Consider the following 19825-nt stretch of genomic DNA (forward strand, 5'->3'; position numbering starts at 1 on the left):
CCACCCGACCGGGCCCGGCCCACCGCCGAGCCGTCAGGCCTCGCGGGTGCAGGCCGCCAGGAGCAGGTCCGCCGCCTCGCGGATGCGCGCCACCTCGGCCAGGTCCAGCCCGAGGCCCGCGACCATCGCCCCGGGGATCCCGACCGCCTGCTCGCGCACCGCCCGGCCGGCGTCGGTCAGCCGGATCGCGAGCGCCCGCTCGTCCACCCCGTCCCGGTCCCGCGTGACGAGCCCCATCGCCGCGAGGCGCCGCACGAGCGGGGACGTCGTGGCCGGCTCCAGGTGCAGCAGCCCGGCGAGGGCCTTGAGCGTGAGGTCGCCGTGCTGCCAGAGCGCGAGCATCGCGAGGTACTGCGGGTGGGTGAGCCCGAGCGGCTCGAGCAGCGGCCGGTAGAACGCGACGAGCGCGCGGGACGCCGCGGACACGGCGAGGCAGACCTGCGCCTCGACGGCGAGCGGGTCGGCGCCGGCCGGGTCGGCGGGGGCGTCCGGTGCGGCGGTCACACCCCGATGCTACCGAGGATTCGTGAGGGGCCATATGATGAGGGCACGAACCGATCGGGAGGACGGCGCGATGGGCACCATCGGCAAGGCGGGCGACAGGCGCGAGGCGGCGCTGCTCAGCGTGTTCGGCCCCGCGCAGGTCGGGGACCCGCTGGCCCCCGACCGCGAGGTCGCCGAGGCCGACCGCGAGCGCGACCAGGCCCTGCGCACCGAGTTCGTGCGCGTCACCGGTCCGGACGGCCGGTCCTACCTGGTCGAGCGCCCGGTCGTCTGAGGCCCCGCCCCGCGGGGCCCCGCGCTCAGGAACCGTCGTACTGCAGGACGTACAGCCCCGCGTTGTAGTCGGTCACGTACGCGACGCCCTCGGCGTCCACGAACACGTCGAAGCTCTGGATCACCCGCGGCCGCCCCGGCCGGGTGTCGACCATCCGCTCCGGGGCCGGCGGCACCCAGCCGGCGACGAGCTCCGGCCGGTACGGGTCGCGCAGGTCGAAGGCCCGGACGCCGGCGTTCTGGTACGTCGCGAAGACGAGCTCCTCGCTCTGGAACGACCCCGGCCGGTTCTCGTGCAGGTTGTGCGGCCCGAAGTGCCCGCCCTTGGCGACGAAGTCGTCCTCGGCGGGCTGCGGGAAGGTCGCGATGCTCACCGGGTTGGCGGGGTTGCGGACGTCGAACACCCACGTGTGCTTGATGCCGTCGGCGGCGTTGTCGGCCACGCCCTCGTCGGCGACCAGCAGCAGGTTCCGGCCGGGCAGCGGCAGGGCGGTGTGCGTCCCACCCCCGAACGGGTCGGACCAGTTCCGCGCGGCGACCAGCGACGGCGCGGAGCGGTCGGACACGTCGAGGATCGTCAGGCCGCCGTCCCGCCAGGACGCGTACGCGGTGTCCCCGTGCACGATCGCGTGGTGAAGGGCGTACCGCCAGCGGCCGGTGTCCCACGTCGGGGTCTCCCCCGCCGCCTCGTGCATGCCGGGCAGCCACCAGCGCCCGGCGATCTGCGGCCGGGTCGGGTCCGCCAGGTCGATCGTCACCAGGACGTAGTCCGTGAAGCCGTCGAGCAGCGCCGACGCGTAGGCCCAGCGCCCGCCGGTGTACCAGAGCCGGTGCAGGCCGACGCCCTCGACCGGCATGAAGGCGATCTCCCGCGGCTCGGCGGGCGCCGAGATGTCGAACACCCGCAGGCCCGCGGCGTACCCGCGCGCCGCCTGCAGCGCCGGGGTGCCGATCGAGCGGGTGTAGTAGTCCGCCTCGGTCTGGAACTCGGTGTCCGCGAACAGGTCCTTGGCGTTGACGACCAGCAGCAGGTCGTCGGCGGTCTGCAGGTGCACGCTCCACGTCCCGGGCGGCGCCGCGACGAAGCCCACCGGCCGCGGGTCGCGGGGGTCGCGCACGTCCAGCACCGAGAACCCGCCGGAGAACGCGTGCGCGACGTACGCGTGCCCGCGGTGCACCATCACCTGGCAGCCGTCGGGGCGGCCGCCCTGGTCACTGTGCCCGAGGAACGTGAAGCCCTGCGCGAAGTCGGGGGTGGTCACGGGGCGCTCCTCAGCGGTCCTTGCGCAGGAACGCGAACGCGAGCGCGACGACGAACACGCCGCCCTTCACGATGTCCTGCGCGTAGTACGGGACGTTCATCATGGTCAGGCCGTTGAGCAGGATGCCGATCAGCAGCGCGCCCAGCAGGGTCCCCACGACGCTCGGGCGCTTCTGCCCGAAGATCGCGTAGCCGACGTACGCGGCGGCCACGGCGTCCATGAGCATCGGGGCGCCGGCGGACACCTGGCCCGAGCCGATGCGGGCGGTCAGCACGATGCCGCCGACCGCCGCCAGCACGCCGCTGATGACGTACGCCAGCGTGATGAGCCGTCCGACCGGCAGGCCGAAGTGCCGGGCCGCCTCGACGTTCCCGCCGACCATCGCCATGTGCCGGCCGGTCGTGGTGCGGGTGAGGAACAGGTGCGACACCACGACCACGGCGAGCAGCAGCAGCACCGCGACCGGCACGCCCAGCACGTCGCCCTGCCCGATGGCGAGGAACGACGGCACGACGATGCCGGGCGCCGGCCCGTCGGGGGTCTGCACGCCCGGGTAGATCGAGAACCCGTTCGTGTACGTGAGCTGGACCCCGTTGACGACGAACAGCATCGCCAGGGTCGCCAGCAGGTCCGGCAGCCGCAGCTTCACGATGAGGAACGAGTTCACCAGCCCGACGATCGCCCCGAGCGCGAGCGGAACCAGCAGCGCGACCAGCAGCTCCTGCCGGTGGTAGACCATCGCCGCGGCGGCCCCGATCGTCGCCAGCGACGCCACCGAGCCGATCGACACGTCGAACCCGTTGACCACCAGCGAGAACGTCACGCCGAGCGCGAGGAACGCGGAGACCGACACCGAGCGGACGATGTCGATGAGGTTCTTGTAGGTGAGGAAGTTGTCGTTCACCAGGGAGAAGAACACGACCACGGCGACGATGACCAGCACCGCGGCGTACCGGTAGGCGAACGCGCGGGCGGCGCTGCCGGTGACGGCGCGGGCGGGCGCCTGCGGCTCGGCGGTGAGGGTCACGGGATCTCGGCTTTCTCTGCGGCGAGCATGAGGTCGACGGGCTCCAGCCCGTGCGCGGGACGGTCCAGGGCGACGCCGGACCGGTCCAGGACGACGATCCGGTCCGCGATGCGCAGGGCGTCGTCCGGCTCGGCGGTCAGGTACAGGACGCCGGCCCCGGCGTCGGCGGCGCGCTCGACGGCCCGGAACAGCGCCTCCTTCGCGGCGACGTCCACGCCCTTCATCGGCTCGTCGAGGACGAGCAGGCGGCGGGCCGCGCCGTCCCACTTGGCGACGGCCACCTTCTGCTGGTTGCCGCCCGACAGCCGGCGCACCAGGCGCTCCGGGGCCGGCGGCTGCACGTCGTAGTCGACGACCAGGCGGCGGGCGCGGGCGGCCTCGGCGCGGTGCCGGACCAGGCCGCGGAGCCGCAGCGACAGGTGGGTCTGCACGGTCTCGTCCAGCCACAGGCCGTCGCGGCGGCGCTCCTCGGGCACCAGGCCGACGCCGAGGCGCGCGGCCTGCTCGGGGCGGGACACCCGGACCTCCCGGCCGCCGACGCGGGCGCGGTACGGGCGCGCGAGGCCGAACAGCGTGCGGGCGAGGGTCGACTTGCCCGTGCCGAGCTGGCCGAACACCACGACCACCTCGCCCGCAGCGACGGAGAGGTCCAGCGGGCGCCGGCCGCGGCCGAGGTCGAGGCCGGTGACGGCGAGGGCGTGCTCGGGCACCCCGGGCTGCGCGGGCGCCGCGGCGCGCTCGGAGCGCCGCGTCCCGTGCGCGACCTCGCCGGTCATCGCGGCCACCACCTGCTCGGGCGTGGTCTGCGACGCCGGCGCGGCCAGCACGGTCCGGCCGCCGCGCAGCACGGTGACGGTGTCCGCGAGCGCGAACACCTCGGCCAGGCGGTGCGAGATGAACACCAGCCCGATGCCGCGGTCCCGCAGCGCCCGGACGATCGCGTAGAACCGCTCCGTCTCCGGCACGTCGAAGGAGGACGTCGGCTCGTCCAGGACGACGAACCGCGCGTCCGACGCCACGGCCCGGACCAGCGACAGCACCTGCTTCTCGAACAGCGACAGGTCCTGCACCAGGCGGTCGACGTCGAGGTCGACGCCGTACCGGGCGAGCAGCGCGCGCGCCTCCTCCCGGTTGGCCCGGGGCCGGAACCCGCGGGCACCCCGGGCGCGCAGCAGGCCGACCGTGAGGTTCTCGTGCACCGTCATCGACGCCACGAGGGCCCGGTCGACCTCCTGCGACAGCAGGGCGACGCCTGCGCGGTTCGCGTCCCCCTGCCCCGCGAACCGCGCCGGCGCGCCGTCCAGCACCACGCGGCCGGCGGTCGGCCGCAGGACGCCGGTGGCCACGTGGACGAGGGTGCTCTTGCCCGCGCCGTTCACCCCGAGCAGGGCGTGCACCTGCCCGGGGCGGACGGCGAACGACACGTCGTGCAGGACCGGGCCGTCCCCGTAGTCGTGCGTGATGTCGACGAGCTCGAGCGGCATGGCGTCAGGCGTTCTGGCTCTCCAGCGCGGCGACCCAGTCCGGCCACTCCAGCGAGGAGGCGGACCACGCGGGCACCACGTCGGCGAGCTGGTCGAAGGTGATCTCCTCCGCCGGCAGGTCGGCCTTCGTCACGAGGGCCGGCGGGACCTGCACGGACGCCTCGACGTCCTCGCCCGCCACCTTCTCGTACGCGAGCCGGACCTGCGCCTGGCCGATGGACGACGGGTTCGTGGCCGAGGCGGCCTCGAAGTCGACCTTCTCGTTCCAGAAGTACGGCAGCTCCTGGTCGGTCAGGTCGACGGAGTACACCGCGATGTCGGTGCGGCCGGCGGCCTCCAGCGCGGCGAACGCCCCGCGGGTGAACTCGTTCCAGTGCGACCAGATCGCGTCGATCTGCCCCGGGTCCGGGTACTGCTTGAGCAGCGCGTCGACCTGCGCCTGGGTGTCCAGGGCGGAGTTGCCGGACACCACGCCCGCACGGGCGACCTCGGTGGACTCCGGGTGGTCGGCGAGGAACGCGTCCACGGCCTCCGACCGGCGGTCCAGCGGCGGGTAGCCCGCGACGCTCAGCACCACGATGTCCGCGGCCCCGTCGAAGTCGTCGGAGATCTGCTGCAGGCCGTTGCCGGCGAGCGCGGCGTCGTCCTGGTTGATCTGGGTGATGCCGTCCAGCGTGAGGTCCGAGTCGTACGTGACCACGGTGATCCCCGCGTCCAGCGCGTCCTGCACCGGGCCGTCGAGCGCCTCGGCCGTGCCGTTGTTGATGAGCAGCACGTCGGCGCCGGAGTTCACCGCGGTGTCGACGTTCGACGCCATCTTCGCGAGGTCGTTGTTCGAGTCGTAGACCTGCAGCGACCCGCCGAACGCGTCCACCTGGGACTGCACCGCGCGGGCGTAGGTCTCGTACCAGGAGCCGGTGGTGATGCGGGTGACCAGGGCGACGTCGAGCGGGTCGACGACCGCCTCCGGGATGTCGGCGTCCGAGCCGGCGGCGACGGTCGCGCCGCCCGCGCTCGGGGCCGTCGCGGCGGGCTGCTCCGACGCGCAGGCGGTCAGGGCCAGCACCGGGAGGACGGCGAGGGCGGCGAGATTCTTCCACGAGGACATGCGGCTGCTCCATCAGGGGGCGCGCGGGGGGGCGCGCGGCGGGAGGGGGTCCGGCGATCGGCGCGCCGGGCGGTGCGGGGGGTGCGTCCGGGGCGCGCTCAGCGGGCGCGGGACGCGGGCGTCAGCGACATCGACCCGGGGCGTGGCGGTGCACCGGACGGCGGGGGCCGGTCGGGGTGCGGGTCACGGGATCCGTCCTGGGGGCGAGTCGGTCGCGGCCGGGGATGCCCACCCTGCCGTCGCGGCCGATCATGGGGCATTTCCTACGTTCTGAGACGCCCGTTCCTCCTGTTGAGACAAGGTGCCCCGGGACGGGGTGCAGCCCGGGGTCCCGGGGGTCCCCATCCCCTGCGCCTCGCGGAGTGGAAGGTTCGAGCGGACACGCCGGCGGCGTGTTCGTCCGAACCTTCCACTCTGCGGGCGGTCGGGGGCCGGGGCCGAAGGTCGGGCCCGGGGGCCCGGATTGGGGGGTCGGGGTTCCGGGGGCCCGGGGGCCCGGATTGGGGGGTCGGGGGCCCGGGGGCCCGGGGGCCCGGATTGGGGGGTCGGGGGCCCGGGGGCCCGGGGGCCCGGATTGGGGGGTCGGGGGCCCGGGGGCCCGGGGGCCGCGGGTCAGGGGGTCGGGGGGCCGGGGCCGCCGGGCCGGGCTGGGGTTGGGCGGGCTGGGGCACGCTGGTGAGTCGGGGCCCACGTGAGTGGAGGGTTCTGGCGCGACTCGCCGGGCGTGTCGGGCAGAACCCTCCACTCACGGGCGCGGGCCGGCTCCTCTGTCGGGCCGGGCCGGGTCGGGCCCGGTCGGGTCGGACCGGGGCTGCCCCGCGGTGTGGGCGGAGTGGAAGGTTCGAGCGGACACGCCCGCGGCGTGTTCGTCCGAACCTTCCACTCCGCCGGACCAGGGCCGCGGGCGCGGCGGGACCCCGCGTGGGTGGAGGGTTCTGGCGCGACTCGCCGGGCGTGTCGGGCAGAACCCGCCACTCACCGCGGCGGGGGCGCGGTCAGGGGCGGCGGACGCGGGTGCGGGTGCGGAGGGCGACCACCAGGGCCGCCGCGCCCGCCGCGAGTCCCAGGGCGCCGAGGGTGCGGCCCCACGCGTCCGGGGTCGCGGTCGCGGCTCCCGTCCCCGCGTCGGCATCTCCGTCGGACCCCGCGTCGGCGTCGCCGTCGGACCCCGCGTCGGCGGCCGCCTCCGGGGCGCCGTGGCCCCCGTGCGTGTCCGCCGCCTCGGTGGTCGTCAGCTCGGGCGCCGGGTGCTCCGGCTCCGTGCCGTCGTCGGTGGTCTCGTCCCAGTCGACGACCGTGCCGTCCGAGTACCCCTGGTGGGCGGGGAGCACCAGGCGGGTGCCCGCCTCGGGCAGGGGGCCGACGGACAGCTCGAGCTCCTGGAACTCCCCGTCGCGGATGCCCTCGCCGTCGGCCGTCCAGACCACGCGCACCGGAGCACGCGTGATCGTGGCGCCGCCGACGTCGACGGGCTCGGGCAGGTCGCCCTCCTCGACGGTGGCGGTCCAGCCCGGCAGCGGGCGGGTGCTGACCGAGGTGAGCGGGGTGCCGGTGGGCAGGTCCACGGTGACGCTCGTGGTGGCGGCGGTGGCGGACTCGTTGGGCACGCGGAACGTCAGGACGGTCCAGCCGCCGGCGGCGGTGGCCTCCGGGACGACGCGGACGTGCGCCGACGCGCCGCCGGCGGGCAGCAGGACCAGCGTGGCGGCCAGGGCGGTGCCGGCGGCCAGGCGGGTGCGGTGTGCGGGCATGACGGGACTCCAGGGGTGCGGCAGGGGGCGCCGCACCGGCGGACGGCCGGCGCGGCGCGGGTGGACGCGCGACCGGGGCCGGGTCAGGCGGCGGTCGCGGGGTGCGGCACCCCGGGCGGCCCGCGCCGCCCCACGCCCCCGCGCCCCGCGGGCAGCGGGCGCACGCCGCGCACGGGCGCGACGACCGGACCCCGCACCGCGCCGGTCGCCCGGTGGGCCCGGCCGAGCAGCGCGGGCAGCATCGCGGACCAGCGCCGGACCAGGCCGGCGACCCCGCGCTCGGTGCCGACGAGCAGCAGCACCGTGACGACCAGGGCGGCCGCGTGCGCGGCGAGCATCACCGGCGACGCGGCGTGCGCGTGGGCGGCCGACCCGGCCACCTCGACCGCGTCCGCCCCGTGCAGGTGCACCCCCGGCACGACCGCGGCGGCCGCGCCCCCGGGGGACAGCCACGTGAGACCCGCGTGCACCCCGAGCTGCCCCGCGAGCGCGAGCGGCAGCACGACCGGCACGGACAGCGGTCGCCGCGCGAGCGCCGCGGCCCCGACCAGCACCGGCGCGCCGACCAGCAGCAGCGCGGCGGCCGACGGCAGCCCGCCGCCGGCGAGCACGTGCGCGCCGGACCCCAGGCCCAGCACGGCGCCGGCCACGCCCACGAGCCGCCCCGCGACGAGCGCGCGCAGCAGGGGGCTCCGGTCCACGCGCCCGACCGTACCCCGGGACGTAGGTCCCGGGGTCGTGGAGGGTGCCTGAGTGTCGGACGCATCGGTCACACTGGTCCCCGGCGGGGCGCAGGAGGCACGGGCGACGGGGCCGCGCAGACGCGCTCCCGCGCCCGCGAGCAGCAGGGAGACACGATGACGACCACCGAGAGCAGCGAGAGCAGTGCGACGGCGGCGGCGCACGTCGCCGACAGCCACGACCGGATCCGCGTGCAGGGCGCGCGCGAGAACAACCTCAAGGACGTCAGCCTGGAGCTCCCGAAGCGCCGGCTGACCGCGTTCACCGGCGTGTCCGGCTCGGGCAAGAGCTCGCTGGTGTTCGCCACGATCGCCGCCGAGTCGCAGCGGATGATCAACGAGACCTACAGCGCGTTCGTGCAGGGGTTCATGCCGACGCTCGCCCGGCCGGACGTCGACGTCCTGGACGGGCTGACCACCGCGATCATCGTGGACCAGGAGCGCATGGGCGCGAACCCGCGCTCGACCGTCGGCACCGTCACGGACGCGAACGCGATGCTCCGGATCGTGTTCAGCCGGCTGGGGCAGCCGCACATCGGCTCGCCCCAGGCGTTCTCGTTCAACGTGGCCTCGATCAGCGGCGCGGGCGCGGTCACGTTCGAGAAGGGCGGCCAGACCACCAAGGAGCGCCGGGAGTTCAGCATCACCGGCGGCATGTGCCCCCGGTGCGAGGGCCGCGGCACCGTGCAGGACTTCGACCTGTCCGAGCTGTACGACGCGGACAAGTCGCTCGCCGGCGGCGCCCTCAGGGTCCCGGGCTACACGATGGACGGCTGGTACGGCCGGATCTTCGCCGGCAGCGGCTACTTCGACATGGACAAGCCGCTGCGCGACTTCACGCAGCGGGAGCTGGACGACCTGCTGCACCGCGAGCCCACCAAGATCAAGGTCGAGGGCATCAACCTCACCTACGAGGGGCTGATCCCCAAGATCCGCAAGTCGATGCTCGCCAAGGACGTCGACGCGATGCAGCCGCACATCCGCGCGTTCGTGGAGCGGGCCGTCACCTTCACGACCTGCCCCGACTGCGACGGCACGCGCCTGAACGCGGGCGCCCGGTCCTCGAAGGTCGCGGGGATCAGCATCGCCGACGCCTGCGCGATGCAGATCAGCGACCTCGCGGAGTGGGTGCGCGGGCTGGACGAGCCGTCGGTGGCCCCGCTGCTGGCCGCGCTGCGGGAGACGCTGGACTCGTTCGTGGAGATCGGCCTCGGGTACCTGTCCCTCGACCGGCCGTCCGGGACCCTGTCGGGCGGCGAGGCGCAGCGCACCAAGATGATCCGGCACCTCGGGTCCTCGCTCACCGACGTGACCTACGTGTTCGACGAGCCGACGATCGGCCTGCACCCGCACGACATCCAGCGGATGAACGACCTGCTGCTCCGGCTGCGCGACAAGGGGAACACGGTGCTCGTCGTCGAGCACAAGCCCGAGGCCATCGCGATCGCGGACCACGTCGTCGACCTCGGCCCGGGCGCCGGCACCGCGGGCGGAGAGGTGGTCTTCGAGGGCACCGTGGACGAGCTGCGCGCGAGCGGGACGCTGACCGGCCGGCACCTGGACGACCGCGCCGCGGTCAAGCAGCAGGTCCGCACCCCGACCGGCGCGCTGGAGATCCGCGGCGCGACGCGCCACAACCTCCAGGACGTCGACGTCGACGTGCCGCTGGGCGTGCTCACGGTCGTCACGGGCGTCGCCGGCTCCGGCAAGAGCTCGCTCATCCACGGGTCGGTGTCGCGGCGCGAGGGCGTCGTGGCGATCGACCAGGGCGCGATCCGCGGCTCCCGGCGCAGCAACCCCGCCACGTACACCGGCCTGCTCGAGCCGGTCCGCAAGGCGTTCGCGAAGGCCAACGGCGTGAAGCCGGCCCTGTTCAGCGCCAACTCCGAGGGCGCCTGCCCGACGTGCAACGGCGCGGGAGTCATCTACACCGACCTCGGGATGATGGCCACGGTCGCGACGACCTGCGAGGAGTGCGAGGGCAGGCGGTTCCAGGCGTCGGTCCTCGAGTACACGCTCGGCGGCCGGAACATCGCCGAGGTGCTCGCCATGTCGGTGACGGAGGCGGAGGCGTTCTTCGGCTCCGGCGACGCCCGCACCCCCGCCGCGCACGCGGTCCTCGACCGGCTCGCGGACGTCGGCCTCGGGTACCTCAGCCTCGGCCAGCCGCTGACGACGCTGTCCGGCGGCGAGCGGCAGCGCCTCAAGCTCGCCGTGCACATGGGCGAGAAGGGCGGCGTCTACGTCCTGGACGAGCCGACGACCGGCCTGCACCTGGCGGACGTCGAGCAGCTGCTCGGCCTGCTGGACCGGCTGGTGGACTCGGGCAAGTCGGTCGTCGTCATCGAGCACCACCAGGCCGTGATGGCGCACGCCGACTGGATCATCGACCTCGGCCCGGGCGCCGGCCACGACGGCGGGCGCGTGGTGTTCGAGGGGACGCCGGCCGACCTCGTCGCCGCGCGGTCCACGCTCACCGGCCGGCACCTCGCGGAGTACGTCGGGGCGTGACGCGCCCCGCCCGGCGCGCCCCCGCGCGGCCCCGTAGCCTGCAGGGGTGCGCCGGGCGGACGCGCCCGGCGGGGACGGAGGTGGGGTGACCGCGCAGCAGGCGACCGCGCCCGGCGCCCCGGCACGCCCCCGCCGGCTGCCGGACGCCCGGGACTGGTGGCTCGTCCTCGCCTTCGCCGCGCTGTACGCCGGCGCGTGCCTGTTCGGCCGCTCGACCCGGGTGCCGGACGCCGACGTCAGCCTCGTGTGGCCCGCCGCCGGGGTGTCGGTCCTCTGGCTCGTCCTGCGCGCCCGGCGTCCCTGGCCGTGGCTCGACCCGCTCGTCCTCGCGCTCACGACGGCGGTGGTCGTGGCCGGCACCGGCAGCCGGCCGCTCTCGGCCGCGATCGGCGCCGTCGCCGCGACCGCGCAGGCGGTGCTGTGCTGCTGGGTGCTCGCGCGCCGGGTCCCGTACGTGTGGGCCGCGCGGGGTCGCCGGCAGCTGCGCCGGGTCCCGGACCTGTGGTGGTTCCTGCTGGGCGCCGCGGGGAGCGCCGTGGTGACGGCGCCGCTCGTGGAGGCCGCGGTGGTCCTCGGGGGCCAGCCGTGGACCTGGCGGACGGGGCTGCTGTGGTCCGCCCGGAACACCGTCGCGATCCTGGGCATCGTGACGCTCGGGTGCGCGGTCGGCGACTGGCTGCGGGTGCGCCGGAGCGCGTCCACCGAGCAGGAGCGCGTCGAGGGGTGGACCGGCAGCCGCGGCGGCGGCGACCTGCTCGCGGCGCTCGTCCTGGCCCCGCTGCTCTACGTGCTCTGGTTCGCCGAGCTGTCCGACATCGCCGTGGTCTTCCCCCTGATCGGCCTCACGGTCTGGGCGGGGTCGCGCCTGCCCACCCGGACGGTGGTGCTGCACGCGCTCGCGTGCGGCGTCGTGGCGATCCAGCTCACCGTCGCCGGGATCGGCGCTTTCGCGTCCCTGCCCGACGCGACGACGCAGGTGGCGGTGGCGCAGCTCTACGTCGGGCTCATCACCGTCATCGGGCTAGCCCTGGCCATCGCCCGCGAGGAGCGCGGCCGCCTGGTCGCCGAGCTCGCGGCCGCCCGCGACCGCGCCCAGGAGCAGGCCGCCCTGCTCAGCACCGTCGTCGACACGATGGCCGAGGGCGTGCGGGTGGTGGACGCGCAGGGCCGGGTGGTCGTGCGGAACCCGACCGCCACCCGGCTGCTGGCCGGCCGCTCGCACCTCGACCCGGACGACAGCACCACCGACCTCGCGGGGCTGGCGCGCCTGGACGGCTCCCCCGTGCCGGACGCGGAGCTGCCGTTCCGGCGCGCGCTGGCGGGCGAGGAGGTCCGCGACCTGGACCTGCTGGTCCGGGTGCCCGGCACCCCCGAGCCGCGGATCGTTACGTTCTCGTCCTCCCCCATCCCGGACGCGTCGGGCGGCGGCGTGGTCACCGTGCTCCGGGACGTCACAGCGGAGCGCACCGAGCTGCGCCGGGCGGCGCAGGTGCAGGCGAGCCTGCTGCCGGCGCGCGGGCTGGACGTCCCGGGATTCGACCTCGCGGCGCGGTTCGTGCCGGCCGGGTCGGTCGGCGGCGACTTCTACGACTGGCAGTCGCTCCCGGACGGGCTCGTGCTCACCCTCGCGGACGTGATGGGCAAGGGGACCGCCGCGGCGATCCTGGCGGCGACGACACGCTCGGTGCTGCACGCGCAGCCGAGCCTGCACGACGTCGCCGGCACCCTCGCGGCCACCGAGCGTGCCATGGACGCCGACCTGGTGAACGCGGGCGCGTTCGTCACGATGTTCCGCGCCTACGTGGACGTCGCGGACGGCAGCGTGTCCTACACCGACGCCGGGCACGGGCTGTCGCTCATCGTCGGCGCCGACGGCAGCGCGCGCCGGCTGTCGGCCACCGGCCTGCCGCTCGGCATCGCGCCCGGTCCGGCCCGGACCAGCGCGCAGGCCCGGCTGCGGCCCGGCGACCTGCTGGTGACGTTCAGCGACGGCGTGCTCGACGCGCTGGGCGGCTCGCTGCAGGACCTCGACCAGGTGCGCCGGGTGGTGCGCGGCACCCGGTCGGCGGAGGAGGCGGCGGACGCGGTGCTGTCCCTGGTGCGCGACACGCGGCAGCCCGAGGACGACCTCACCGTCGTGACCCTGCTGCGGGCGGCGTGACCGGCGTGGACGTGCTGCTGCTCGCCGACACGCACGTCCCCCGGCGCGCCCGCGACCTGCCGCCGGAGGTCTGGGCGGCGGTCGACGCCGCGGACGTCGTGCTGCACGCCGGCGACTGGGTGGACGTCGCGCTGCTCGACGCCCTGGAGGAGCGGGCCCGCCGGGTGGTGGGCTGCTGGGGCAACAACGACGGCCCGCAGCTGCGCGCCCGGCTCCCGGAGGTGGCCCGGGCGACGCTCGGCGGCGTGCGGTTCGCCGTCGTGCACGAGACCGGCCAGCGCACCGGCCGCGAGGCGCGGGCGGCCGCCGTGTACCCGGACGCGGACGTGCTCGTGTTCGGCCACAGCCACATCCCGTGGGACAGCGTCGCCCCCGGCGGTCTCCGGCTGCTGAACCCCGGGTCGCCCACCGACCGCCGGCGGCAGCCGACGGGGACCTACCTCACCGCGCGGGCCCACGACGGCGCGCTGACCGACGTCGTCCTGCATCCGGTCCCGCGGTCCTGACGCCGCACCGGCCCGGCCTCAGTCCCGCCGCAGCGCCACCACGGTGAGGTCGTCCGGCCGCTCCGCCGCACCCGCGGCGAGCCGCAGCACCCCGTCCACGGCGGCCTGCGCCGACCCCGCGCCCCGGACAGCGTCGACGACCCGCGGCAGCCCGGTCGCGACGGTGCCGTCGCCGAGGTCGAGCACCCCGTCGGAGAACGTCACCAGCAGGTCGCCGGGCGCGAGGCGGACGCCCCGCTGCTCCCGCGCCGGCTCGTCCAGCACCCCGAGCGGCAGCCCGGTCGCCTCGAGCCGCTCGCACGTCCCGTCGGCCCGCACGAGCGCCGTCAGCCCGTGCCCCGCGTCGGCGTACCGGACGTCGCCCGTGGCGGGGTCGAGGCACGCGTGGAACGCCGTCGCGAACACCCCGGCGCCGGACAGGTCGGCGTGCAGCACCGCGCCGGCCCGGGCCAGGGACTGCCCCACGTCGGACCCGTGCGCCGAGCCCCGCAGCACCGCCCGCACGGAGGCCGCGATGATCCCGGCGCCCGCGCCCTTGCCCATGACGTCCACCAGGCTGAGCACGAGCCCGCCGTCCGCGGTCGGCGCCCAGTCGTAGAAGTCCCCGCCGACGGCGCGGCTCGGCAGGCACGCGCCCGCGACGCCGTAGCCGGGCACGTCGGGCGCGGTGCGCGGCAGCAGCCCCGCCTGCACCTGGGCGGCGCGCTCGAGCTCGGAGTCGATGACGAGCTCCTTCTCGACCCACGCCGCGAGGTCGCGGAGCAGCGCCGCGCTCTCGGCCGGGAAGGCGCGCGGCCGGTTGTCCGCGATGCACAGCGTGCCGACGCGGTACCCGCCCGGGGCGACCAGCGGCTGCCCGGCGTAGAACCGCAGGCCGTCGGGCTGGTCCACGTACCGCGAGGCGGCGAACCGCGGGTCTGCCGTGGCGTCCTCGACCACGAGCATCGCGTCCTGGGTGACGGCGGTCCCGCAGAACGAGTCGCCGCGCGGCACGACCTCCTGGTCGAACCCGGCCATGGCCTTGTGCACCACCACGTCGCGGTCGACCAGCGAGACGAGGGCGGTCGGGACGTCGAACAGCTGGCGCGCGAGGCGGACGACCCGGTCGAAGCGCTCCTCGGGGGGCGTGCCGAGCACGCCGAGGCGGTGCAGCGCAGCGACGCGGTCCTGCTCACGGGCGGTGGTGTCGGTGGACATCGCCTCCGACCGTACGTCAGCGGGCCCGCGAACGCCCGGGCCTCGCCGCCGTCAGCGGGCCCACACCCGCGCGAGCCGCCACGTGTTCCGCCCGTCCGCCCGGTCGAGGGTCAGGGTGTCGACGGCCCGCTTCACGAGCGCGATCCCCCGGCCGCTCTCGGCGAGGTCGTCGACGGGCGCCGGGTCGAGGTCGACGGACACGGCCGCGCCGTCGTCGGACAGCTCGGCCTCGAGCCGCGGCGGCGCCGACCGGAGCAGCACCGCGGCCTGCACCGGCCCCGGCCCGGAGGCGGGCACCGTGTGCCGCACGATGTTGGTCGCGATCTCGATGACCGCGGTCTCGAACCGGATCCGGTCGAGCTCGGGCACGTCGGCGCTCGCCGTCCAGAGGCGGTCGAGCGCGGCGTGCACCTGGTCGAGCCAGACCGGCTCGGCCGGCCCCTCGACGCGGAGCTCCGCGGCCCCGTCAGCGCGCGGCACCGACCGCGTCCTCGACGGTCGCGTACGGCCGGAGCACCCGGTCCATGGTGGTGAGCTCGAGCACGGTGCGGACCTGCTGGCCGACCCGGGCGATCCGCAGGTCGCCGTCGGCCGCGCGCGCGGTGCGCAGGCCGCCGACCAGGGCGCCCAGCCCCGACGAGTCCAGGAAGGTGGTCTCGGCGAGGTCGACGACGACCAGGGTGCGCCCGGCGGCCACCTCGGCGTCGACCGCCGCCTTGAGCTCGCCGGCGGCGGCCATGGTCAGCCGGCCGCGCACCCGCACCACCGCGGCCTGCCCGACCTGCTCGGTCACCAGCTCCATCGACTCTCCTCCTCAGGAACCCTCAGGACGCGCGCCGCGCACGCGCGCGGCGGGGCGCCGCGTCGTCCGCCGCGCCCGGGTACCCCCGGTACCGCAGAGCCTGCACCACCACGCTCAGCACCACCAGGTCGTACCCGACCCACACGAGGTTGACGGCGGTGCCCACCCACCAGGACAGGCCCATCGACGCCCGGACGGTCCCGACCACCGCGGCGACCACGAGCAGCACCATCGCCGTGAGCTGCGGCCACACGAGCCGGGCCTGGCCCGGGCGCCGGCGGCCGCCCCGCGGGGTCTTCGGCGTCACCGCGAAGCCCAGCGGCCGGCCGAACCACACGTTCGCGGCGGCGGTCCAGACGGCCTTGATCCAGACCGGGAACAGCGCGAGCGCGTACTGCTGGCCGCGCCAGGTCCGGACCCCGCGCGCCGCGATGACGAACAGCAGCTGGCTGGCCAGGAAGAACGGGATGAACCGCACGAAGAAGTCCTGGCTCCAGGCGGTGACCGGCAGGACGCCGAAGCACAGGAAGATGATCGGCGCGGCGAGGTACACCAGCGCCGCGAACCCGGACAGGTACGACCACATGGTCGCGAAGTACATGAGCCGCTGCCCCACCGCGAGCCCCCGCACCGTCAGCGGGTTCTCCTGGAGCATCACCTGCATGGTGCCCTGGGCCCACCGCAGGCGCTGGGTCATCATCGTGCCCAGGTCCTCCGGCGCCAGCCCGTGCGCCAGCCGCTCGTGGTGGTAGACCGTCCGCCAGCCCAGCGCGTGCAGCCGCATCGCGGTCGCCATGTCCTCGGTGACCGACAGCGTCGCCACCGGCATCACGGCCTGCGCCTCGGCGGAGCGGCCCACGTCGACCGCCCGGACCAGCGCCTGCACCGACTCGATCGCCCCCAGCGGCGACCACTCCCGGTCGGCGAGGCGGGCCAGAGCGGGCTCGTCCACCACGACGGCGTCGATCTGGTCGTCCCGGGCGATCGGCAGGGCGGCGATGGCGGCGAGGTCGGCCTGGATGCCGGCGACGTCGTGCGCGACGACGGAGGCCGAGATCGCGTCCACCCGGCGCTGGAACCCGTAGGTGACGTCCGACAGCGGCTCCCCCGCGTCGAGGGCGCCGAGCGCCTGCGCCGCCGCCTCCTGCACCTCGTGCAGCACGGCGGCCTGCTCCGCGTCGGGCGCGGTGCGCTGCGCCTGCTCGAGCACGCGGCGGGCGGCGTGCAGCGCCTCGCGGACCGAGCGCTCGGTCTCGCGCACGTAGCCGACGAGGCCGAGCTGCATGAGCGCGTCGCGCCGCAGCACCGCGTTGGACCCGCAGAAGAACGCCGCGTTCCAGCCGTCCTTGCCCTGCTGGATCGGGCCGTAGAACAGCGGCGCCTGGCTGCCCAGCGGGTCGGCCTCGGTGACGTTCGTGAAGAACTGCGGGGTCTGCACCAGCGCCACCCGGTCGTCCGCGAAGTACCCGAGCGTCCGGTCGAGGATCTCCGGCTCCGGGATCTGGTCCGCGTCCAGCACGAGCAGGAACTCGCCGTCCGTCACGAACAGCGCGTTGTTGAGGTTGCCCGCCTTGGCGTGCCGGGGCCGGTCCGTCCAGTCCGCCGAGCGCTCGATGTAGCCGACGCCGGCGGCCCGGGCGGCCGCGGCGAGCTCGGGGCGCGAGCCGTCGTCCAGCACCCAGGTGCGGTGCGGGTAGCGGATGTCCCGCGCGGCCTCGGCGGTGCGCATGACGAGGTCGACGGGCTCGTCGTACGTGGTGACGAACACGTCCACCGTGAGGTCGGCGGGCGGCGCGGGCGGCTCCGGTCGGCGGCGCGCCCGCCACATGGTCATGCCGAACAGCCCGACGTCGACGAACGAGTACGTCTCGGCGACGACCAGCGGCACGGCGATCCACCAGGCCGACCAGTTCACCGACTCCAGCCAGCGCCAGGCGATGTAGTTCAGGCCGAGCACGAGCGTGATCGTGACGACCACCCGCAGCACGAGCTGCTGCCTCACTCCCGGCTCCTTCCGCAGACCGGACGACACGTCCGCCCACGGCGGTGCCACCCGGCGCGACCCTACCCAGCGGGCGCGCGGCCCGCGCGCCGACCCTCCGCCCCGCACCGCTTCCTCAGGACGGGTCAACGACCGCCCCCCGCTGCCGATGACTGGGCACGTGACCGGACGTGCCCGACCGTCCCCGCTGCTGATCGCCGTCGCCGGCTGCGGGACCCTGGCGCACGCCCTGCTCCCGGTGGGGCCCGTCCAGGACGCCGTGTACCTGCTGGTCGCGGTGCTGGCGGTCGTGGCCACGGCCCGGGCGACCGCCCGGCTGCCCCGCGCGCGCCGCGCCGCGTGGCTGCTGCTCACACTGGGCCTCGCCGCGTGGGTGCTCGGCGACGCGATCTGGACGTTCCTCGAGCGGGTCGCCGGCACGGACCCCTTCCCGTCCGTCGCGGACGTCGCGTACGTCGCGTCGTACCCGCTGCTCGCGCTCGGGCTGGTCCGGGCGTTCCCGGCCCAACCGGGACGTCGGCAGCCGGTGTGGCTGCTCGACGCGTTCATGCTCGCGAGCGGCGGGCTGGTGCTGCTGTGGGTCTTCGTGCTGGAGCCGGCGCTGGCGGGCGGGTGGTCCGCACCGCTCGCCGCGGTCGTCGGTGCCCTCTACCCGCTCGGGGACGGCGTGCTGCTGGTGGTCCTCGCCCGCTCGTTCGCCGCGACCGGCCCCTGGTCCCGGGCGCACCAGCTCACCTCGCTGTCGGTGGTCGGCATCCTGCTGGCCGACCTCGCGTTCCAGCTCGCCCCGGCGTGGCCGTGGCTCGAGCGGCACGTCGCGGTCGCGGACACCCTGTGGCTCGCCGGCTACGTGCTGCTCGCCGCCGCGGCCTCGCACCCCTCCGCCGCGTGCCCGGCGCCGCCGCGGCCGACGGGCGAGCTGACCGGGGTGCACATCGCGTTCCTCTCCGTCTCGGTGGCCGTGCTGCCGGGGACGCTGGTCGTCGAGGCGCTGCGCGGCGGCCCGGTGCACCTCGTCCAGGTCTGCACGATCGGCGCGGCGCTGATCGTGGTGTTCATGACCCGGTTCGGCGGCCTGATCCGGGACATGCGCCGGCAGCACGCCCGGCTGGAGCACCTCACGGTGACCGACCCGCTCACGGGGCTGGCGAACGGGACCGGGCTGGCGCAGCGCGTCGAGGCCGGACCCGCCGACGCGCCGGAGGGCACCCGCCCCGCGGTGCTGCTGGTCGCGCTCGACGGGTACCGCGTGGTCATGGAGACGCTGGGGTACGGCGTGGCCGACGACCTGCTGCGCGCGGCCGCCGGCGTGCTGGCCCGGGAGGCCGACGACGGCGCGACGGTGGCCCGGCTGGGCCGGGACGTCTTCGCGGTCGGCCTGGACGTCGCCGGGCCGGACGAGGCCGAGGCGGCCGCCCGGCGGCTGCTGCACCGCCTGGCCGCCCCGGTCCCGGTCCGGGGCATGGACCTGGCCGCGGGCGCGCTGGTCGGCGCCGCGGTCGGCGTCGAGCGTCCCGTGTCGTCCGCGACCCTCCTCGGCCGCGCCGACGCCGCGCTCTCCGGGGCCCGGGCCCGGCCCGACCGGCTGGCCCTGGACCGCAGCGGCGGGTGCGACGAGTCCGGCTCGGCCCTGCCCGAGGCCGACCTGCTGCGCGGCCTGCCCGCGGCCGTGGCGGCGGGCGAGCTCGTCGTGCACGTGCAGCCGATGGTGGCCGTCGCGAGCGGCCGCATCGAGGGCGCCGAGGCGCTCGTCCGGTGGCAGCACCCGGAGCACGGCCTGCTCGGCCCGGCGGCGTTCGTGCCCGCGGCGGAGCGCACGGGGCTGATCCGCCCGGTCACGCTGCACGTCCTCGACGTCGCGCTGGGGCACTGCGCCCGGTGGCGCGCGGCGGGCGCGCCGTGGTTCGTCGTCTCGGTGAACGTCTCCGCGCACGACCTGGACGACGACCGCCTCCCCGCGGACGTCGGCGCCGCGCTCACCCGGCACGGGCTGCCGGCGGACGCGCTGGCGCTGGAGGTGACCGAGACGATGGCGATGCGCGACGGCGTCCGGGCGGAGCGCACCCTGCGCGCGCTGTCCGGCCTCGGCGTGCACCTGGCCATCGACGACTACGGCGTCGGCTACGGCTCGCTGGACTACCTGCGGCGCCTGCCGTTCACGGTGCTCAAGGTGGACCGGGCGTTCGTCGCCCCTGCCGCGGACGACCGGGTGTGCGCGGAGATCCTGCGCTCGACGGTCGACCTCGGGCACGCGCTGGGGATGCAGGTGGTGGCCGAGGGCGTCGAGGACGCCCGCACCCTCGCCCTGCTGCGGGACCTGCGCTGCGACTCGGCGCAGGGGTGGGCGCTCGGCCGTCCCTGCGCGCCCGCCGCGCTGGACCCGCTGCTGCGCCCGGCGGTCCCGTCGCCTGCCACCCCTGTCGATTAGTAGACGATTCAAGTATCCTCGTCCGACCGACCGGCGCCCCGCGGCGCCGACCGACCGGAGGAGACCCCC

General features: G+C 76.0%; 16 protein-coding genes. 5 read left to right on the forward strand and 11 right to left on the reverse strand.

The genetic code is table 11. From position 1 onward, the window contains the following. Positions 1–33: 33 nt before the first annotated feature. Positions 34–504 carry a MarR family winged helix-turn-helix transcriptional regulator gene (locus HNR08_RS02680; protein WP_146837374.1) on the reverse strand — a complete coding sequence of 157 codons (471 nt, stop codon included), beginning with the start codon at positions 502–504 and terminating at the stop codon, positions 34–36. 70 nt (positions 505–574) lie between these two features. On the opposite strand from HNR08_RS02680, the gene HNR08_RS02685 reads away from it, so the two are divergent. Beyond that, on the forward strand, positions 575–778 hold the full coding sequence (locus tag HNR08_RS02685; RefSeq protein WP_146837376.1) for a hypothetical protein: 204 nt from the start codon (positions 575–577) through the stop codon (positions 776–778). A 25-nt stretch (positions 779–803) separates the two neighbouring features. On the opposite strand, the gene HNR08_RS22570 is transcribed toward HNR08_RS02685, so the two are convergent. The 6 genes from HNR08_RS22570 to HNR08_RS02715 form a co-directional block, all read right to left on the reverse strand. Next, positions 804–2039, reverse strand: coding sequence for an LVIVD repeat-containing protein (locus HNR08_RS22570; protein WP_221286300.1), 1236 nt, complete (start codon positions 2037–2039; stop codon positions 804–806). Positions 2040–2049: 10 nt separating this feature from the next. Further along, the gene (locus tag HNR08_RS02695; protein WP_146837379.1) at positions 2050–3066 is read right to left on the reverse strand and encodes an ABC transporter permease; all 1017 of its coding nucleotides are present in this window, start codon (positions 3064–3066) and stop codon (positions 2050–2052) included. Next, the gene (locus HNR08_RS02700) at positions 3063–4550 is read right to left on the reverse strand and encodes a sugar ABC transporter ATP-binding protein (RefSeq protein WP_146837381.1); all 1488 of its coding nucleotides are present in this window, start codon (positions 4548–4550) and stop codon (positions 3063–3065) included. Before HNR08_RS02700 ends, HNR08_RS02695 begins: the two co-directional genes overlap by 4 nt. Before the next feature lie 4 nt (positions 4551–4554). Beyond that, the gene (locus tag HNR08_RS02705; RefSeq protein WP_146837384.1) at positions 4555–5658 is read right to left on the reverse strand and encodes a sugar ABC transporter substrate-binding protein; all 1104 of its coding nucleotides are present in this window, start codon (positions 5656–5658) and stop codon (positions 4555–4557) included. Positions 5659–6653: 995 nt separating this feature from the next. After that, a complete protein-coding gene (locus HNR08_RS02710; protein ID WP_146837387.1) occupies positions 6654–7409 on the reverse strand; it encodes a YcnI family copper-binding membrane protein in 756 nt (251 codons plus the stop codon). An 83-nt stretch (positions 7410–7492) separates the two neighbouring features. Further along, entirely contained in the window at positions 7493–8110 is a 618-nt protein-coding gene (locus HNR08_RS02715; protein ID WP_146837390.1) for a hypothetical protein, read from the reverse strand. A 156-nt stretch (positions 8111–8266) separates the two neighbouring features. On the opposite strand from HNR08_RS02715, the gene HNR08_RS02720 reads away from it, so the two are divergent. The 3 genes from HNR08_RS02720 (at position 8267) to HNR08_RS02730 (ending at position 13327) form a co-directional block, all read left to right on the forward strand. Next, a complete protein-coding gene (locus HNR08_RS02720) occupies positions 8267–10660 on the forward strand; it encodes an ATP-binding cassette domain-containing protein (protein WP_146837392.1) in 2394 nt (797 codons plus the stop codon). A gap of 85 nt (positions 10661–10745) precedes the next feature. Next, positions 10746–12821, forward strand: coding sequence for a SpoIIE family protein phosphatase (locus HNR08_RS02725; RefSeq protein ID WP_183834769.1), 2076 nt, complete (start codon positions 10746–10748; stop codon positions 12819–12821). 5 nt (positions 12822–12826) lie between these two features. Then, positions 12827–13327 (forward strand): metallophosphoesterase family protein, encoded by a 501-nt coding sequence (locus HNR08_RS02730; protein ID WP_146837487.1) that lies wholly within the window; start codon positions 12827–12829, stop codon positions 13325–13327. A gap of 18 nt (positions 13328–13345) precedes the next feature. Here the strand turns inward: HNR08_RS02730 and HNR08_RS02735 are convergent, their stop codons facing one another. The 4 genes from HNR08_RS02735 to HNR08_RS02750 are packed head-to-tail and all read right to left on the reverse strand — an operon-like array spanning position 13346 to position 17328. Next, on the reverse strand, positions 13346–14524 hold the full coding sequence (locus HNR08_RS02735; RefSeq protein ID WP_146837399.1) for a PP2C family protein-serine/threonine phosphatase: 1179 nt from the start codon (positions 14522–14524) through the stop codon (positions 13346–13348). A gap of 51 nt (positions 14525–14575) precedes the next feature. Next, a complete protein-coding gene (locus HNR08_RS02740) occupies positions 14576–15004 on the reverse strand; it encodes an ATP-binding protein (protein WP_146837401.1) in 429 nt (142 codons plus the stop codon). Further along, entirely contained in the window at positions 14991–15326 is a 336-nt protein-coding gene (locus HNR08_RS02745; RefSeq protein WP_146837404.1) for an STAS domain-containing protein, read from the reverse strand. The genes HNR08_RS02740 and HNR08_RS02745 overlap by 14 nt, the downstream gene beginning before the upstream one ends. 22 nt (positions 15327–15348) lie before the next feature. Beyond that, positions 15349–17328 carry a glycosyltransferase family 2 protein gene (locus HNR08_RS02750; RefSeq protein WP_146837407.1) on the reverse strand — a complete coding sequence of 660 codons (1980 nt, stop codon included), beginning with the start codon at positions 17326–17328 and terminating at the stop codon, positions 15349–15351. Positions 17329–17488: 160 nt separating this feature from the next. On the opposite strand from HNR08_RS02750, the gene HNR08_RS22575 reads away from it, so the two are divergent. Next, positions 17489–19756, forward strand: a complete 2268-nt coding sequence (locus HNR08_RS22575; protein ID WP_146837410.1) for a putative bifunctional diguanylate cyclase/phosphodiesterase — start codon at positions 17489–17491, stop codon at positions 19754–19756. The last annotated feature ends 69 nt before the right edge of the window (positions 19757–19825 follow it).

The sequence above is a fragment of the Cellulomonas hominis genome (assembly GCF_014201095.1).
In the GTDB taxonomy this organism is placed as follows: domain Bacteria; phylum Actinomycetota; class Actinomycetes; order Actinomycetales; family Cellulomonadaceae; genus Cellulomonas; species Cellulomonas hominis.

Bases quoted from the DNA above. Each gene is read 5' to 3' on its own strand.
- HNR08_RS02685 (WP_146837376.1), top strand. From the start codon at position 575: ATGGGCACCATCGGCAAGGCGGGCGACAGGCGCGAGGCGGCGCTGCTC.
- HNR08_RS02700 (WP_146837381.1), bottom strand. From the start codon at position 4,550: ATGCCGCTCGAGCTCGTCGACATCACGCACGACTACGGGGACGGCCCG.
- HNR08_RS02705 (WP_146837384.1), bottom strand. From the start codon at position 5,658: ATGTCCTCGTGGAAGAATCTCGCCGCCCTCGCCGTCCTCCCGGTGCTG.
- HNR08_RS02710 (WP_146837387.1), bottom strand. From the start codon at position 7,409: ATGCCCGCACACCGCACCCGCCTGGCCGCCGGCACCGCCCTGGCCGCC.
- HNR08_RS02720 (WP_146837392.1), top strand. From the start codon at position 8,267: ATGACGACCACCGAGAGCAGCGAGAGCAGTGCGACGGCGGCGGCGCAC.
- HNR08_RS02735 (WP_146837399.1), bottom strand. From the start codon at position 14,524: ATGTCCACCGACACCACCGCCCGTGAGCAGGACCGCGTCGCTGCGCTG.
- HNR08_RS02745 (WP_146837404.1), bottom strand. From the start codon at position 15,326: ATGGAGCTGGTGACCGAGCAGGTCGGGCAGGCCGCGGTGGTGCGGGTG.